The 16,580-nt window shown below is 61.2% G+C and carries 12 protein-coding genes; 5 read left to right on the top strand and 7 right to left on the bottom strand.

Going from position 1 to position 16,580, the window contains the following annotated elements:
• Nucleotides 1-403 precede the first annotated feature (403 nt).
• Nucleotides 404-1,753 carry a guanine deaminase gene (gene guaD / locus QA637_RS24840; protein ID WP_283065334.1) on the bottom strand — a complete coding sequence of 450 codons (1,350 nt, stop codon included), beginning with the start codon at nt 1,751-1,753 and terminating at the stop codon, nt 404-406.
• Nucleotides 1,750-2,988 (bottom strand): urate hydroxylase PuuD, encoded by a 1,239-nt coding sequence (locus tag QA637_RS24845; protein ID WP_153439596.1) that lies wholly within the window; start codon nt 2,986-2,988, stop codon nt 1,750-1,752. Before QA637_RS24845 ends, guaD begins: the two co-directional genes overlap by 4 nt.
• Nucleotides 2,989-3,229: 241 nt before the next feature.
• Between QA637_RS24845 and QA637_RS24850 the strand changes: the two genes are divergently transcribed.
• Nucleotides 3,230-4,144, top strand: a complete 915-nt coding sequence (locus QA637_RS24850) for a LysR family transcriptional regulator (protein ID WP_153439597.1) — start codon at nt 3,230-3,232, stop codon at nt 4,142-4,144.
• Between the two features lie 385 nt (nt 4,145-4,529).
• On the top strand, nt 4,530-4,847 hold the full coding sequence (locus QA637_RS24855; protein ID WP_283065335.1) for a hypothetical protein: 318 nt from the start codon (nt 4,530-4,532) through the stop codon (nt 4,845-4,847).
• A gap of 535 nt (nt 4,848-5,382) precedes the next feature.
• On the opposite strand, the gene QA637_RS24860 is transcribed toward QA637_RS24855, so the two are convergent.
• Entirely contained in the window at nt 5,383-5,805 is a 423-nt protein-coding gene (locus QA637_RS24860; protein ID WP_184108686.1) for a hypothetical protein, read from the bottom strand.
• A 605-nt stretch (nt 5,806-6,410) separates the two neighbouring features.
• On the opposite strand from QA637_RS24860, the gene QA637_RS24865 reads away from it, so the two are divergent.
• Nucleotides 6,411-9,041 (top strand): malto-oligosyltrehalose synthase, encoded by a 2,631-nt coding sequence (locus QA637_RS24865; protein WP_283065336.1) that lies wholly within the window; start codon nt 6,411-6,413, stop codon nt 9,039-9,041.
• 214 nt (nt 9,042-9,255) lie between these two features.
• Here the strand turns inward: QA637_RS24865 and xdhC are convergent, their stop codons facing one another.
• The 4 genes from xdhC to uraH all read right to left on the bottom strand — a co-directional run bounded on the left by xdhC (nt 9,256) and on the right by uraH (nt 14,400).
• The gene (xdhC, locus tag QA637_RS24870; RefSeq protein ID WP_283067340.1) at nt 9,256-10,116 is read right to left on the bottom strand and encodes a xanthine dehydrogenase accessory protein XdhC; all 861 of its coding nucleotides are present in this window, start codon (nt 10,114-10,116) and stop codon (nt 9,256-9,258) included.
• A gap of 65 nt (nt 10,117-10,181) precedes the next feature.
• On the bottom strand, nt 10,182-12,527 hold the full coding sequence (xdhB, locus tag QA637_RS24875; protein WP_283065338.1) for a xanthine dehydrogenase molybdopterin binding subunit: 2,346 nt from the start codon (nt 12,525-12,527) through the stop codon (nt 10,182-10,184).
• A 13-nt stretch (nt 12,528-12,540) separates the two neighbouring features.
• A complete protein-coding gene (gene xdhA / locus QA637_RS24880; RefSeq protein ID WP_283065340.1) occupies nt 12,541-14,022 on the bottom strand; it encodes a xanthine dehydrogenase small subunit in 1,482 nt (493 codons plus the stop codon).
• A gap of 6 nt (nt 14,023-14,028) precedes the next feature.
• Complete coding sequence (gene uraH / locus QA637_RS24885; protein WP_283065341.1) at nt 14,029-14,400, bottom strand: hydroxyisourate hydrolase; 372 nt, start codon at nt 14,398-14,400, stop codon at nt 14,029-14,031.
• Nucleotides 14,401-14,568: 168 nt separating this feature from the next.
• Between uraH and puuE the strand changes: the two genes are divergently transcribed.
• The gene (gene puuE, locus QA637_RS24890; protein ID WP_283065343.1) at nt 14,569-15,984 is read left to right on the top strand and encodes an allantoinase PuuE; all 1,416 of its coding nucleotides are present in this window, start codon (nt 14,569-14,571) and stop codon (nt 15,982-15,984) included.
• 74 nt (nt 15,985-16,058) lie between these two features.
• Entirely contained in the window at nt 16,059-16,544 is a 486-nt protein-coding gene (locus tag QA637_RS24895; protein ID WP_283065344.1) for an ureidoglycolate lyase, read from the top strand.
• Nucleotides 16,545-16,580 lie beyond the last annotated feature (36 nt).

Raw genomic sequence — 16,580 nt, forward strand, 5'->3', positions numbered from 1 at the left:
TATAGTTTTGAATTCATTGGAGAAATTAGAGAGATCGCCAGCGCGCGCACGCGTCTATCCGCGAATATGACGGCATTCCTTGGCAGCAACGAGCTCTCCGCCCTTGTGAGTTCGTCCTTCCGACGATGCAATGGAACTTCGATTTCCCATGGGGAGCTTAAGCCACGACCGGCGCTCTGTTGCGATCGATCGGGGCCGACGCGGCATTGGCTTTAAAAATATCGAGTGACGATCGCCGCATATCGATATCGGCCTTTCCGCTGGATGACGGATGAAAAGCCCATTGTCCGCGGCACGAGAAACGGCCGACGCTTTGACCGGTGCCGCGAGCGGCAAGCAGCTGGAAAACGATAGCCGGCCGGAACACAAGTCCCGGCCGGCGCGGTCATTTTTACGATCGAGATCAGGCGGTTTCAAACATCCTCGCCGAAGGGGCGGGCGCAGACGCCCCGCGAGCACCGCACTTCATCGGCTTGCCGGCGACATAAACTTCGGCCACCGAGCGATCGTCGCCCATCGTCTGTAGGATGAAAAGCTCCTCGGTCAGCGAAGACGCCACCTGCATCCGGAGCTCCATCGCGGGTTTCGCGCGGCTGTCGAGAACGACGATGTCCGCGTCGGCGCCGACGTGGAGCGAGCCAATGCAATGCTCGAGATCGAGCGCGCGGGCGTTACCCAGCGTCATCATGTAGAAAGAGTTGAGCGGCGAAAGCCGCTGGCCCTGGAGATGCAGCACCTTGTAGGCCTCGTCCATGGTCTCCAGCATCGAGAAGCTCGTTCCAGCGCCGACATCGGTCGCAACCGAATAGCGGGCGCCGAGCCTGTCGAAGCGATCGCGGTCGAACAAGCCGCTGCCGAGGAAGAGATTGGACGTCGGGCAGAACACGCCGACCGCTCCGGTCTCGGCCAGCACGGATATCTCGCGGTCGCTCAGATGGATGCAATGGCCGAGCAGCGTCTTGCGACCGAGAAGATCATAGCGCGCGTAGATATCCGTGTAGTCCTTCGCCTGCGGATAAAGCGAGGTTGCGAAGGCGATCTCGTCCTTGTTTTCCGAAAGATGCGTCTGGACGTAACAGTCCGGATGTTCCGCCACGAGCGCCCGGCTCATCTCCATCTGCCCGGGCGTCGAGGTAATAGCGAAACGCGGGCTGATCGCATAATGCGCCCGACCACGGCCATGCCATTTGGCGATCAGGCGCTTGGTCTCCTCATAGCCCTTCTCAGGCGTGTCGGTGAGTGCCTCCGGTGCGTTGCGGTCCATCATCACCTTGCCGCCGACCATCCGCATGTTGCGCGCCTCTGCCGCGTTGAAGAAGGCATCGACGCTTTCCGGATGCACGGAGCAGTAGGCGACCGCCGTCGTGGTGCCGTTGGCGAGCAATTCGTCCATGAAGCGGCCGGCGATGAAGGCCGCATGCTCAGGCGCTTTGAACTTCTGCTCTTCGACGAAGATATAGGTGTTCAGCCACTCCAGAAGCTGCGCTCCGTAGGAGGCGATCGCCTGCGTCTGCGGGAAGTGCAGATGCGTGTCGATAAGACCGGGCAGGACGAGATGGGGACGATGATCGGCGACCTTCACGCCGTCGCCCGCCTGTTTCGCGACGTCAGCATGGGCACCGACACCGGCGACCTTGCCATTCCGGACAAGCACGGCGCCATCCTCGAAAAAGCGGTAGGAAGCGGTGTCATCGATGCCCTCGGGCTCCTTGACGAAGGTCAGCACCCGGCCACGGATCAGCAACTCGCTCATTGAAGCTTTCCTTCCTTCACCGCCGTTTCATACCAGGAGACCAGCAGGCGGCGTTCTTCTTCGGTTATACCGGTAACATTGGCGGGCGGCATGGCATGCGAGCGCCCGGCCTGCAGATAGATTTCGCGGGCATGCGCGACGATTTCGCCGTCGTTTTCCAGGACGACGCCCTTCGGCGGCACGATGAGCCCCTCCCAGCCGGGCTCCTTGGCATGGCACATGGAGCAGCGGCCGAGCACGGTGTCGCGCACCTTTTCGAAGTCCGCCGACGCGACAACGGACTGTTCGGCCGTTGAAGCTTGGGCTTCGCCGCCTTGGGAAAGAATCTTGGGCACGGTCGAGAGCCACATGATCACGATGAAGAGCACAGCGGTGACGAGCCAGGTCCAGGTCGGGCTGCCCTTGCGGGCGTGCCGGGTGTTGAACCAGTGGCGGATCGTGACCCCCATCAGGAAGACGAGCGAAGCGATCATCCAGTTGTACTGGGTGCCGAAGGCCAGCGGATAGTGGTTCGACAGCATCAGGAACAGAACGGGCAGCGTCAGGTAGTTGTTGTGGGTCGAGCGCTGCTTTGCCTGCTTGCCGAGCGCCGGATCGGGCGTCCGGCCCGCGATCAGATCGGCAACGACCTTCTTCTGGTTCGGAATGATGATGAAGAACACGTTCGCCGACATGATCGTCGCCGTGAAGGCGCCGAGATGCAGATAGGCGGCCCGGCCGGTGAAGAGCTGGGTGTAGCCCCAGGCAACACCCACAAGCACGAAATAGAGCAGCACCATCAGCCGGGTGTTGTCGTTGCCGAGCGGCGAGCGACAGACGGTGTCATAGGCGAGCCAGCCGAAAACAAGCGAGGCGAGCGAAATGGCGATCGCCGTCGGCTTCGACACGTCGAGTACGTTCGGATCGATCAGATAGAGGTCGGCACCGGCATAGTAGACAAGGGCAAGCATTCCGAAGCCGGAAAGCCAGGTGACGTAGGACTCCCATTTGAACCAGATCAGGTGCTCGGGCATGTTTTCCGGCGCCACCAGATATTTCTGGATGTGATAGAAGCCGCCACCGTGGACCTGCCATTCCTCGCCATAGGCGCCGACCGGCAGGCCCTGCCGCTGTCTCAAGCCAAGGTCGAGCGCGACGAAGTAGAAGGACGAACCGATCCAGGCGATGCCGGTGATGACATGCAGCCATCTCACGGCAAATGTCAGCCAGTCCCAGGCAATGGCAAATTCATACATGCAGCTCTCCCATTTTTCTGGGCGGCATTATGTGTCATTGCTTGGGCAGGGGAGAACGCCGCGCGACCACCAACTCTTTCAAAAAAAACTATAAAATCGAAGGAGCGCGGATACGCTACTGCATGGCCCGTTAAATCGGAGTCGATTTGGGAATAAAATTGTGCAGAAATTCAAAGCGTTAAAACGACCTTTCGCACGCTGAAGCGCGCCGGTCGGCATCGGAGGAGCATAGGCGGGAGGCATGTCTTATCTCGATAATGTACGCGTTTTCGTGCGTGTCGTGGAACTCGGAACGCTGTCGGCCGCAGGGCGCGACCAGCGGGTGACGCCTGCGGTTGCCAGCAACCGGATAAAGGAGTTGGAGCGGCATATGGGCGTTCGCCTCTTCAACCGCACGACCCGCAAGCTGACGCCGACGGAGCACGGGCGCGTCTTCTATGACGGCGCCGTCAAAATTCTCGAGGCCGTGAACGAGGCCGAAAGCGCCATCGCCGATCTCTCGCGCAATCCGAAAGGGGCGCTTCGCATCACCGCGCCGCTTGGCATCGGTCGCCGGCTGATTGCCTCCGGCATTCCGGAGTTCCACGACAAATATCCGGATATCGAGGTGCGCCTGCGCCTCTCCGACCACAATATCGATATCTTGAGCGAAGGTGTCGACGTTGCGTTCAAGCTCGGCATTCTTGAGGATTCGAACCTGCGCATGCGCGGCATCATGAACTGCGATCGGGTGGTCTGCGGCGCGCCTGCCTATTTCGAGCGGCGCGGCACACCGGCTACTCCCGATGAGCTCATCACCGAACATCACGACTGTCTGCTGCTGCGCTATCCCGGCTCCAAGGAATACTACTGGACGCTGCAGACGCCCGACGGCGTGCGCAAGTTCGAGGTGAGCGGCCCCTATGATTCCGACGACGGCGACGTGCTGACGCAATGGGCGCTCGACGGCCGCGGGATCATCAACAAGCCGCTGTTCGAGGTGAAGCAGTACATCAATGAAGGCGTCCTGGTCCCGATCCTGCAGGATACACCGCCGCTCAGTGCGCAGCTGGCGGCGATCTATCCGCACAAACGTTTCCAGGATCCAAAGGTACGGCTGATCATCGACTTCATGGCCGAGCGCTGCCAGCGGCTGATCGGCAAATTGCTAGCATGACATTTGGCGGGCGATTTTCCGTCGACACTGGAAGGCCGCATAATGCTCGGCGAATGCCGGCGCATTTCGCTGCTTGCGTCCTATCGCACGCGCGGTCGCCCCGGACTTGCTGACGGCAAATCTGAACTAAAGCGCATCGCGTTCAATCGGACTCATGCGACGCGCTTTAGGTCATTGCTTTTATGCATGTCGTTGTCCCAAAACCGACGCACACTTTTGGGCGACACGCATTACAGCGCCGCGCGTCCAATCGGACGCGCAAAGATCGCTGTAGCACTTTGATTTGCTGCATGATTTTATCCTTAAATCGATTCCGATTTAAGGAATCGTGCAGCAGCTGGAAAGAAGAGGGAGGGCGCGCTCTTGTGAGCGACCGCCCTCCCAAATGTTCTGCCCGTTAACGATCAATGACGGTTGTTGGATTTACCCGGGCACGCTGTCAGTCGTCGTCATCATCGTCATCATCGTCATCGTCATCGTCGTCGTCATCATCGTCGTCATCGTCGTCGTCGTCGTCATCATCGTCGTCGTCATCATCATCATCATCATCATCATCATGATGATGATCGGCATCGCCGCGCTTACCATCACGAACGCGCTCGCGATGCGAATCACGGCGACCTTTGTCGCGTTTCTCGTCGGCCTTGGCGATATCTATCGCGGAAGGGGTAGCGAACGGTGCCACCAGCGCCAATGCCGTTGAAAGGATAAGAATGCGTCTTAGCTTGTTCATTGCGCCCTCCCTCGTGGTTTCTCCACGGTTGCAGGAACAGCGGACTACCGTCCGCCGCGATACGCTTAAACTAAAGCAAAAAATTACCCGAAAATTGCTTGTATAAGCACAAGTCACTCGAGCTAGAGCTTGAATTGTACGCAATTCGCTCAGGGGCCTTTTTTATCCTTATGACACGCCCCTACTCGGCGTGCGAGCATGCAAGCACGTCCAATTTACATCGCCAGACACTGCGCACTTGCAATAAGCTATACATTCGCAACTGCTAATTTATCACCAGGAGGGTCAAGTAGAAACAACCCAAAGGGGTTATGTACTGCATTCTGGTCGCTCAGAACGTACCAATTTTTGCTTAATCCAAACGCACGACACAGCTGACACCCCGAGCAGGCGTCAGGTCTTCCACGTCGACTCCGGCGGGGTCGCTTCGCGCTCTTCCCGCTTCGGTGCTTCGAACAAAGGAGGGCGGTCCTCCTGCAAGCGACCGCCCTCACATTTCCGCGTTTTATCGATTAACGTCGGTCTTGCCGGATTTGCCGGGTACCCCGTCACCGCCGCCGTTGCCGAAGCCGTTGTTGCCCTTCGGGCCATGGCCGTGGCCATTGCCGCCGCCGTCACCGTCTCCGTCGCCGTCCCCATCGCCGTCGCCGTCTCCATCACCGTCTCCGCCGCCGTCGCCGTCCCCATCGCCGCCGCCGTCACCGTCGCCGTCGCCATCGCCGCCGCCGCTGCCGTCCCCATCGCCGCCGCCGCTGCCGTCACCGTCACCGCCACCCCCATCGCCGTCGCCGCTGCCCCCACCATCGCTGCTACCGCCGTCGTAGCCGCCGCCATCCGCGTATGCGACCGCAGTTGCAAATGGGGCCGCGAACGTCGTCACCAGCGCGAGAGCCGTCGATAGGGTAAGAATGCGTCTCAGCCTGTTCATTGCACGCTCCTTGTTTTCACGATGTTTCCGATCGTCGGGTCGGCGGGCTTCCATTCATCGCAGGTGCTGCAGAACATTAAGCGGGGCTCATTCCGAATTACGCGCAAAGAGAACCGCTCGAAGTAAAATTGCTTAGTCTAAAAAGCTTCCGTTTATGTCGTTAATGCGTGTCCGCATATATAACAGCGAACTGACAAAGCTATTTCTCTAAGTCTTCAACCACACGACGCACGGAAAAGTCCGCACTTGACAATGTAACATCAAGCTAGACAACGAAAAGCAGCCCGAATGGGTTATTTCTGCTTAGCCAAGCCGCCCCAAAGGTAATAATTTCGGTTTAGGCAGCCGAGTTTTCAGGAGAGTCTCAGCATATCGTCCGCTTTTGAAGCAACTCCGGGAAGGTGCCTAACGGTTTCCCTCCAGAACTGGGTGAGCTCAAAGAGCCGATTGCTTTCCGGTCAGGACAACCGGTTGCGCCAGCCCGGCGGCCAGATCCTTCCAAGCATGCTTCATAGCCCGCGAGTGGGACAGCCGATTTCAGGTTCCTGTCGCCGGAACAAAAAGGCGATAAATCGTGTTGAGCCGGCACAGGATTCAAACCCGCGATGCAACCGCCCAACGCAACTTACCGCCTGCAATTTCGAAACGGGATGGACTTCGCAAAAGCTGTGGAGTTGGTCCCTCATCTCGTCCGCCTCGGCATATCCCATCTTTACGCCTCGCCGATATTTACCGCCGTTCCTGGCTCGACGCACGGCTACGATATCGTCGACTTCAACGAGATCGATCCAGCTTTGGGCGGTCGAAAGGGATTGTTGCAGCTGGTCGGCGAACTGAAAGCCAACGGGCTGGGGATTATTCTCGACATTGTGCCGAACCACATGGCCGCAAGCCTCGACAACGATTGGTGGCACAGCGTCATTGAATCGGGCCGCTCCAGCGCCTTTGCCGGTCATTTCGACGTCGACCGGCAGTCGCCTCTCACCCTGCCCTTCCTCGGACGGTCTTTCGAAGAAGAGCTCGCCGCCGGCAACGTCCGGCTCGCCTTCGACCGCAAGCGCAATTGCCTGGCGCTCAAATATTACGACGCGCTGTACCCGCTCAATCCGGCCACCTATCCCGCAATTCTCAAGGAAGCAAACCCCGCTCTCGAGAGGATCGCGGCCATTGCCGGAGCGGCCGGGCCGAGTGGAGCCACACATCTTCATTCCGACGTTTCCTCGATCGTGAAGACGCCCGCGGTCGCCGCCGAGCTGGACGAATTTCTCGAACGGCTCTCCGCCGACAAGGATCATCTGCAGCGGCTGCACCAGATGCAGAGCTGGCGGCTTACAAGCTGGAAGACGGCGCGAGACCAACTGAGCTATCGCCGGTTCTTCGAGATCGCCGGTCTCGTCGGCATGCGTGTCGAGGACCCGACCGTTTTCACGGACACCCATAGACTGACTCTCGATTTGATCAAGCAGGGCCTGATTGACGGATTACGGGTCGATCACGTCGACGGCCTTGCCGATCCCGAAGCCTATCTTCATCGGTTGCGGCAACTCGTCGGCAACAGCACCTACATCGTCGTCGAGAAAATATTGGAGGCGAACGAAGCACTGCCGCAGGAGTGGCCGGTTGAGGGCAGCACGGGCTACGAGTTCATCTCCGCACTGGCGGAGCTCCTGACCAACGAGCAGCCTTCTTCCGGGCTTTCGAGTGAGGGACGCAGATCGGTGGTGAGGAAAGCAGTCCTGGAATGCAAGCTGCAGGTGTTAAATCATAACTTCAATGCCGAGGTCATGCGGCTGACCAGACTTGCCGTCCACATGGGGAACAACGACGGTTCATCGCCGGATACCGGCCGCAGTGCCGAAGCCATTCGTCAGCTCGTGGCAGAACTGCCGGTCTATCGGACCTATGTCAGCAGCCGCGGCACAACCGAGCGCGATTGCCGGATCCTGGACGAAATGGAGTTGAAGGCAGTGGCCGCTGCCCCCACCGCCGATGCCGAAATAGCCCTGGTCATTGCCGCGCTGAAGTCGAAGAGCGGCTTTGCGCACCCGGAATTGCAATCCGAGTTCCGGACGCGCTTTCAGCAGTTGAGCGGCGCCGTCATGGCCAAGGCGGTCGAGGACACCTTCTTCTACAGGATGACCGATTATCTCGCCGCAAATGAAGTGGGAGCCGATCCCTTCTGGAGGCCAGGCGGCGTCGACCGCTTTCATGAGATGATGCAGGATCGTGCACGCAATATGCAAAACAGCCTTTCGGCAACGTCGACGCATGACACCAAGCGCGGCGAGGACGCACGCGCCCGCCTTTACGCGATCAGCGAGGCGCCGGATGTCTGGGCAGCTTCGGTCGCGCACTGGCGCGAGATGAATGCCGAGCGGATCCGCCACCTCCCGGGCAGCGACGCGCCGGAAGCCTCCGTGGAGCAGTTTCTGTACCAGAGCCTGCTCGGTATATGGCCCATCAAGCCCTCTCCCGATGACGACGATCTTTCCTCTCTGCGGGAGCGTCTTTGTGACTTTGCCATCAAGGCGCTTCGGGAAGCAAAGCTGAGGACGACCTGGGAGTCTCCGGACGAGGGCTACGAAACGGCGGTGACGGGGTTCCTCTCCGACCTCCTCGACTTGCGGAACCGAGCATTTCTCGAAAGTTTCGAGGCAACGGCACGGCCCTTCATTCAGGCCGGTTTGATCAACAGCCTCTCACAAACGTTGGTCAAACTGACCGCACCGGGAGTCCCGGATATTTATCAGGGCAGCGAATGTCTCGACTTCAGCCTCGTCGACCCCGATAACCGCCGGCCTTTTTCGCCACGTCCCACGCTCCCCGAACTGCCGCGCGTGCCGACCGCGAATAATTTCGAAGACTGTAAGCAGTCACTGATCGGGATATGCCTGAACTATCGTCGAAACAGGGGCTCGAACCTTTTTGCGAAGGGTGGCTACCTCCCCTTGCAACTGCGAGGTTCCGCCTCTCGCCACGCCGCCGCCTTCATGCGCCACACCGACGACGACTTCTCGATCACGCTCGTCCCGCGCCTCATCTTCCGCCATACGGACGGGGATCGGCTCTCCGTTCTCCCCGGACTTTGGAAGGACACCTTTCTTGTATGGCCGGATGGCCGCGATCTCGTGCAGATGCGCAATCTCGCCACGGGCGACGTCGTCGAGCCTCAGCGTCGACTTCCCGTGGCGGACCTGCTGCGCGGCTTCGCAGTTGCCTTCCTCGTTCCGGTGTAATCGGAGCCGACTGGCTCATGAAGAAACTGCCGGTTCTGCCCTCCGAGCGCGCCTTACAGCGCCGTGCGTCCTTTAGGACGCACAAAGGACGCTGTAACTCTTTGATTCCAGCATCGTGCTTTCCGAAAATCGGGTCCGATTTTCGGGCCGATGCGCTAATTGCGCCATCCGGCCTCGGCCTGGCGCGCAGAGCGAGAGCCCCGTTTGACCTGCCTCACGCCCTGACCGGCTTTCGCCGTTTGCGCGACGGTGCATCGTCTTTCGGGTGATCGTGGTTCAGGGCGGCCGTGATGATTTCGGCGGCGGCAAGCGCGGCGATGACGGCCGGCCGCTTGTCCTTGACCGCCGTCCCGCCGATCGGACAGACGAGCCTGTCGAAAAGCTCCGGACGTTCTATTTCCCGCGAAAGCCAGCTCTTGAACGTGGCGCGCTTGGTCTTCGAGCCGATCATGCCGACGTAGCAGGCATCCTCGCGACCGAGCGCTTCGGCGGCGATCAGGAAATCCAGCGCATGGTCGTGGGTGAGAATGACGAAAGCGCTTCGCGCCGGGGCATCGCGCACCACCGCCTCCGGCATCGCCGTGAGGCAGGTCTCGATCCCGGGCACATCGACAGCCGAAAGCTCCTGCTCGCGCGTATCGACGAGGATGGTTCGGACCGGGACCAACGAGAGCGCCATGGCGAGTGCATCGCCGACATGGCCAGCGCCGAAGACATAGACATGCGGCCTCCGGGCGATCTCGCGATCGCTGCGCTCGATCAGTGCCGCTTGGGTTTGCCTGTCGACCGCCTTGAAGGCGAGCGCTACGCGACCGCCACAGCATTGGCCGATCTCGGGGCCAAGCGGGATCGTCAGCTCGTAATCCGCGCTCGCTCCCTGGAGGAGCTTCCGCGCGTGATCGATCGCCATATATTCCAGCTGGCCGCCGCCGATCGTGGCGAAGGTGCGATCCTTCGAGACGAGCATCCAGGCATCCGTATCGCGAGGGGTCGAGCCGGCCGCGACGGCCACCTCGACGAGAATCGAGAGCGCTTCTCGGTTCAAGAAAGCTCGGATATCCTCTCTGCTCGCCAGCATGTTCGTGGTTCCTGCTTCCGCGCATGGCTCGACGTCCGGCCGGCCATGCGCCGCATTCAATGCTACCGCGTTGTCTCCGTTGCTACGTTCCCGCGCAGCCGCTCGATCGCCATCAGCACGCGCTCGGGCGTCGCCGGGGCATCGATCCGCGGCGGGATACGATATCCCGCGACACTCGCCGCTGCCATTGATATAGCCTCTAGAACGGAAATGCCCAACATGAAGGGTGGTTCCCCGACCGCCTTGGAGCGGCGGATCGTCTCCTCCCGGTTAACCGACCATTCGGCCAAGCGCACGTTGAAGATCCGCGGCCGGTCGGAGGCGAGCGGGATCTTGTAGGTCGATGGCGCGTGGGTACGCAGCCGGCCCTTCGCATCCCACCAGAGTTCTTCGGTCGTCAGCCAGCCCATGCCTTGGACGAAGGCGCCCTCCACCTGACCGAGGTCGAGCGCCGGATTGAGCGACTTGCCGACGTCGTGGATGATGTCGGTACGATCGATCTGGTATTCGCCGGTCAGCGTGTCGACGCTGACCTCGGAGCAGGAGGCGCCGTAAGCGTAGTAGTAGAACGGCCGACCGCGGCCTTCGGAGCGGTTCCAGTGGATCTTCGGCGTCTTGTAAAAGCCGGCAGCCGAAAGCTGAACGCGCGCCGTGTAGGCCATCTTGATGAAATCATGGAAGGAAACGCGCTCGGCGCCGATCCGCACCACGTTCGGCTCGAAGGCGACGTCCGCTTCGCTGACGCCAAAGCGTTCCGCCGCAAAGCTGACGAGCCGCGCCTTGATCTGCTGGGCGGCATTAGCGGCTGCCATGCCGTTCAGATCCGAGCCGGACGAGGCGGCTGTCGCCGAGGTGTTCGGCACCTTGCCGGTGGAGGTCGCGGTCACCTTGATCCGGTCGAGGTCGACCTGGAATTCGTCGGCCACGACCTGGGCGACCTTGGTGTAGAGCCCCTGCCCCATCTCGGTTCCGCCATGGTTCAGATGGATCGAGCCGTCGGTGTAGACATGGACGAGAGCGCCGGCCTGGTTGTACTCCGTCTTGGTGAAGGAAATGCCGAACTTCACCGGCGTCAGCGCAATGCCGCGTTTGATCACATGATTCTCGTGGTTGAAGGCGAGAACGGCCTCACGCCGAGCGGCATAGTCCGCCGAGGTTTCGAGCTCCTCGATGATCCGCCCGATGATGTTGTCTTCCACCATCTGGTGATAGGGCGTCAGGTTGCGGCCCTCGCCACCATAGAAGTTAAGCTTGCGGATCTCGAGCGGATCCTTGCCGAGCGTGTAGGCGATATCCTCGATCATCCGCTCGCCGCCGACCATGCCCTGCGGTCCGCCGAAACCGCGGAAGGCGGTATTCGACACCGTATTGGTCTTCATCGGCCGAGAGCGCAGCCGGACGTTCGGATAGAAATAGCAGTTGTCGGCATGGAAAAGTGCGCGGTCCGTCACCGGACCGGAGAGGTCTGCCGAAAAGCCGCAGCGCGCGGCAAAGACGGCGTCGACCGCCTCGATCCGGCCCTCATCGTCAAACCCGATCTTGTAGTCGACATGGAAATCGTGGCGCTTGCCGGTCGCCGTCATGTCGTCGTCGCGGTCGGGGCGGATCTTGACGGCCCGGCGATATTTTCGCGCGGCAACAGCAGCGACCGCCGCAAAGAGGTTCGCCTGCGTCTCCTTGCCGCCGAAGCCGCCGCCCATGCGCCGGACATTGACCGTCACCGCGTTCGAGGGCACGCCCAGTACCTGGGCGACCATGTGCTGCGTCTCGCTCGGATGCTGGGTCGAGGCGTAGACGGTTACTTCGTCGTCCTCGCCGGGGATCGCGAAGGAAATATGGCCCTCCAGGTAGAAATGATCCTGGCCGCCGATCCGCATCTCACCCTGAACGACGTTCCTTGCCTTGGCGAAGCCGGCATCGATGTCGCCGCGCTCGAGCTTCAGCGGGTCGATCACAAGCGGATAATTCGCCGCCACAGCCTCCTTGACGTCCGTAACATGCGGCAGGTCGCGATAATCGATGTTTGCCTTTGCCGCCGCCCGTCGCGCGGCATCGCGCGATGTCGCGATCACGGCGAAGATCGGCTGGCCATGAAACTCGACCTTGCGGGTCGCAAAAACCGGATCGTCATGCTTGTGCGCGGGGCTGATGTCATTTTCGCCGGGAATATCGTCCGCCGTCAGAATGCCGACGACGCCGGCGCTGGCGTTCACATCCGCGAAGTCGATCGACAGGATTTCCGCGTGCGCCCGGGCGGAAAGGCCGAGATAGGCGTGCAATGTCCCGGCAGGCTCAAGAATGTCGTCGATATATTCGGCCGTGCCCGAGACATGCTTGTGGCCCGACTCGTGTTTTTCCTTCTCGTGAACGCCACCGCGGATGCGGTCGATGGGCTGCATCACATTCATGGCTCAAACCTCCCTAAACCGCGACGGCGACGGCGCGATCGAGCCGGACGCGTCCGGCTTCCCGCGTTTCCAGGTAAAAGCGGCGGAGCAGGTTCTTCGCCACGAGCATGCGGTATTCGGCCGAGGCGCGCCAATCGGTCAGTGGCGTGAAATCCTCTGCAAACGCGCCAACGGCGGCTTCAATCGTGGCGTCGGTCCAATCCGCCCCTTTGAGCGCCGCCTCCACCTTTGAGGCGCGCTTGGGCGTGCCGGCCATTCCGCCGAAAGCGATCGTCGCGTCGGCGATCTTGCCCTGATCATCGAACGTCACACGAAAGGCACCGCAAACAGCGGAAATGTCTTCGTCCAGGCGCTTCGTCACCTTATAGACGGCAAAGGGGGCCCCTTCATCGAGGAACGGGATGCGGACGGTTTCGACGAATTCGCCGGGTTCGCGATCCTGCTTTCCGTATTCGACAAAGAAAGCCTCGAGCGGCAGGGTCCGACGCCGTGCGCTCTTGCGCAGCGTCACCGACGCGCCGAGCGCGATCAGCGCCGGCGGCGTGTCGCCGATCGGCGAACCATTGGCGATGTTGCCGCCGACGGTGCCCATGTTGCGCACCTGCTGGCCGCCGATCCGATCCCAGAGTTCCCGCATCTGCGGGAAGTGCTCGACGATCATCGGATATGCTTCGGTATAGCTGACACCGGCCCCGAGCGTGATGGCGTCGCCATCGACGGAAATCCGGCGCAGCTCTTCGAGATGCGAGATGTGTATCACCGGCGCGATGTCGCGCATGAACTTCGTCACCCAGAGACCGACATCGGTCGAGCCGGCAACGATCGTCGCCTTGGGATCGGATTCGAGGACGGCGGCAAAGTCATCGACAGAGGCCGGCAGCACGAAGCGCTCAGCCTCCTTGCCGATCACGACCCGGCAGCCATCCCGAAGCGCGGCAAGCTGCCTGGCGATATTTTCACGCTCCGCGACGAGCGGGTCTTTTCCGACCTCGCCAATCGATGAAACCGCTTCCGCGGCTCGAATGATCGCCGCATAGCCGGTGCAGCGACAGAGATTGCCCTGCAGCGCCTTTTCGATCTCCTGGACGCTCGGCTTCGGATTTTCCATCCAGAGGCCATAGAGCGACATGACAAAGCCCGGCGTGCAGAAGCCGCACTGCGAGGCGTGCGTATCGACCATCGCCTGCTGCACCGGGTGAAGCGGGCCGTTCGGCTGAGCCAGCGCATCGACGGTGACGACATGACAGCCGTCGAGCGAGCCGACAAAACGGATGCAGGCGTTGATGGATTCGTAGTTCAATTGACCGTTAAGGAGCCGGCCGACGAGTACGGTGCAGGCGCCGCAGTCGCCCTCGGCGCAGCCCTCCTTGGTTCCGCGCAGATTGCGGTCGATGCGCAGGAAATCGAGCAGGGTCTGAACCGGAGAAACATCGGCAAGCTCGACGAGCCGGTCGTTCAGCAGGAAACGGATGGTGTTGCGGATTTCAGTGGTCATGGCCGGTCAGCTCCCGCGGTAGGTCGAGTAGCCATAGGGCGAAAGCAGAAGCGGCACGTGATAGTGCGCCTTCTCGTCGGCGATCCCGAAGCGGATCGGAATGATGTCCAGAAATGGATTTGCGCCGCGCTCTGCGGCCGGGCCGATATATTCGCCGACGTGGAAACGCAGCTCGTAGGTGCCGCTTTCCATGCGCTCGCCGGCAAGCAGCGGTTGATCGCAGCGGCCGTCGTCGTTGGTCCTCGTGGAGAGGAGATGCTCCGCCCGCTCGCCATCGAACCGGTAGAGTTCGATGCGCAGGTTGCTGGCCGGCTTGCCGCTTGCCGTGTCCAGCACGTGGGTCGTCAGGCGGCCGGCGTTTCCACCTTGAGATTGCATGCGTTCGCTCCTCCCGAAGTCAGCTTTCCATTGCACAGTATCCGGAGAGGAGATGCGCTTGTGTAGCGGCCTCAGCCTTCGAGACTTTCAAATTTTTTGGGGGGAATGAGGCGGCGGCTTTCTCGCTACGAATTGTGCTGAGAGACAATGTCTGGAGGAACTGCTTTCATGAGATATCCCCGCGATCTTCACGGCCACGGCCCAAATCCCCGCGCGGTCTGGCCGGACGAAGCGCGGATCGCCGTCCAATTCGTGATCAACTATGAGGAGGGCGGCGAAAACTGCGTGCTGCATGGCGATGCCGCATCGGAGGCCTTTCTGTCGGAGATCGTCGGCGCCCAAGCCTGGCCGGGTCAGCGCCACTGGAACATGGAGTCGATCTACGAATATGGCGCCCGTGCCGGCTTCTGGCGCCTGCACCGCCTGTTCATGGATCGCGAGGTGCCCGCCACCGTCTATGGCGTGGCAACGGCGCTCAAGCGATCGCCCGCCCAGGTCGCCGCGATGCAGAAGGCCGGTTGGGAGATTGCCTCGCATGGGCTGAAATGGATCGAGCACAAGGATTTCAGCGTCGAAAGGGAGCGAGCCGATATCGCCGAGGCGATCCGCCTCCACACGATCGTCACCGGCGAGCGGCCGCGTGGCTGGTACACCGGCCGCTGCTCGGAAAACACGCTTGATCTGGTAACCGAGGCCGGCGGCTTCGACTATGTCTCGGATTCCTACGCCGACGACCTCCCTTACTGGCATGAGCACGACGGCAAGCATCAGCTCGTGATTCCCTACACGCTCGACGCCAACGACATGCGCTTTGCGACAGCTCAGGGGTTCAATAGCGGCGACCAGTTCTTCAGCTATCTAAAGGACAGCTTCGACGTTCTCTACGCAGAGGGCGCCGCCGGATCGCCGAAAATGATGAGCATCGGCCTCCACTGCCGCCTCGCGGGCCGGCCGGGCCGGATCGCCGCACTCGCCCGCTTCCTCGATTATGTGAAGGGGCAGGAGAAGGTCTGGCTTGCCCGCCGCATCGACATTGCCCGCCATTGGGCAACGACCTACCCCTTCGAGGCCGATAACGACCGACCCTCCCGGATTTCCGAAGAAGACTTCATTGCCCGTTTCGGCGGCGTCTTCGAACATTCGAAGTGGATTGCCAAACGCGCCTTCGCCGGCGAACTTTCGCCTGCCAACGATACGGCGATCGGCCTGCACGCCGCACTCGTCCACATCTTTCGCAGCGCCACTGACGAGGAGCGTTTGGCGGTTCTCAATGCACACCCGGACCTTGCCGGCAAGCTCGCCCTGGCCAAGCGCCTCACCGAAAGCTCAACCAACGAGCAGGCCTCGGCCGGTCTCGACGCGCTGACGGATGGCGAGCGCGAGCGATTCACGACGCTCAACAGCGCCTATGTCGAAAAGTTCGGCTTTCCCTTCATCATGGCCGTCAAGGGACGGCGCAAGGACGAGATCCTCGCCGCATTCGAGAACCGGATCGGCAACGACCGCAAAGCCGAATTCGAGACCGCATGCCGTCAGGTGGAAAGGATCGCGCTCCTCCGCCTGCAGGACATGCTGCCAAACTGAGGGACATACGCTGACGACCGGGCGGCAGATCGGCCGCTTGTGTGCGTCTTTGGACGGATCGTGAAAGCTACCAGATGAAGGAAATCGCCATCCAGCCTTTGACCCGCGAGGCCTTCGCGCCCTTCGGCGACGTCATCGAGACGGAAAACGCCCACAGCTTTCCGATCAATGGCGGCCGGTGCATGCGCTATCACGACCTCGCCAGGATCGAGACCGCGGGCGAAAAGGCGCGCCCGATGATCAGCATTGTGCGCGGCGAGCCTTACGCCCTGCCCCTGATATTGACGATGGTCGAGCGTCACCCGCTTGGGAGCCAAGCCTTTATTCCACTCGGCGGCAACCCCTTCCTGGTCGTGGTTTCCGAGGAGACGGCCGATGGACCCGGCGAACCGCGTGCATTCCTGACGACGCCAGGCCAAGGGGTCAACATCGCCCGTAACGTCTGGCACGGCATCCTGACGCCGCTGGAGAGTGTTTCCGATTTCGCGGTGATCGACCGCGGCGGTGAAGGCGTCAACCTGGAGGAACATTTCTTCGAGGAGCCGTTCCTCCTGCGGTAACGCGCGGCCCCGTTCTCGCTTGTCGCCAGCGATTGC

This window comes from Sinorhizobium terangae, assembly GCF_029714365.1.
In the GTDB taxonomy this organism is placed as follows: Bacteria; Pseudomonadota; Alphaproteobacteria; order Rhizobiales; family Rhizobiaceae; genus Sinorhizobium; species Sinorhizobium terangae.

Excerpts from the sequence above, each read along its gene's own strand:
- guaD (WP_283065334.1), bottom strand. The coding sequence starts at position 1,753 with ATGAGCGAGTTGCTGATCCGTGGCCGGGTGCTGACCTTCGTCAAGGAG.
- QA637_RS24845 (WP_153439596.1), bottom strand. The coding sequence starts at position 2,988 with ATGTATGAATTTGCCATTGCCTGGGACTGGCTGACATTTGCCGTGAGA.
- QA637_RS24850 (WP_153439597.1), top strand. The coding sequence starts at position 3,230 with ATGTCTTATCTCGATAATGTACGCGTTTTCGTGCGTGTCGTGGAACTC.
- QA637_RS24855 (WP_283065335.1), top strand. The coding sequence starts at position 4,530 with ATGTTCTGCCCGTTAACGATCAATGACGGTTGTTGGATTTACCCGGGC.
- QA637_RS24860 (WP_184108686.1), bottom strand. The coding sequence starts at position 5,805 with ATGAACAGGCTGAGACGCATTCTTACCCTATCGACGGCTCTCGCGCTG.
- QA637_RS24865 (WP_283065336.1), top strand. The coding sequence starts at position 6,411 with ATGCAACCGCCCAACGCAACTTACCGCCTGCAATTTCGAAACGGGATG.
- xdhB (WP_283065338.1), bottom strand. The coding sequence starts at position 12,527 with ATGAATGTGATGCAGCCCATCGACCGCATCCGCGGTGGCGTTCACGAG.
- xdhA (WP_283065340.1), bottom strand. The coding sequence starts at position 14,022 with ATGACCACTGAAATCCGCAACACCATCCGTTTCCTGCTGAACGACCGG.
- uraH (WP_283065341.1), bottom strand. The coding sequence starts at position 14,400 with ATGCAATCTCAAGGTGGAAACGCCGGCCGCCTGACGACCCACGTGCTG.
- puuE (WP_283065343.1), top strand. The coding sequence starts at position 14,569 with ATGAGATATCCCCGCGATCTTCACGGCCACGGCCCAAATCCCCGCGCG.
- QA637_RS24895 (WP_283065344.1), top strand. The coding sequence starts at position 16,059 with ATGAAGGAAATCGCCATCCAGCCTTTGACCCGCGAGGCCTTCGCGCCC.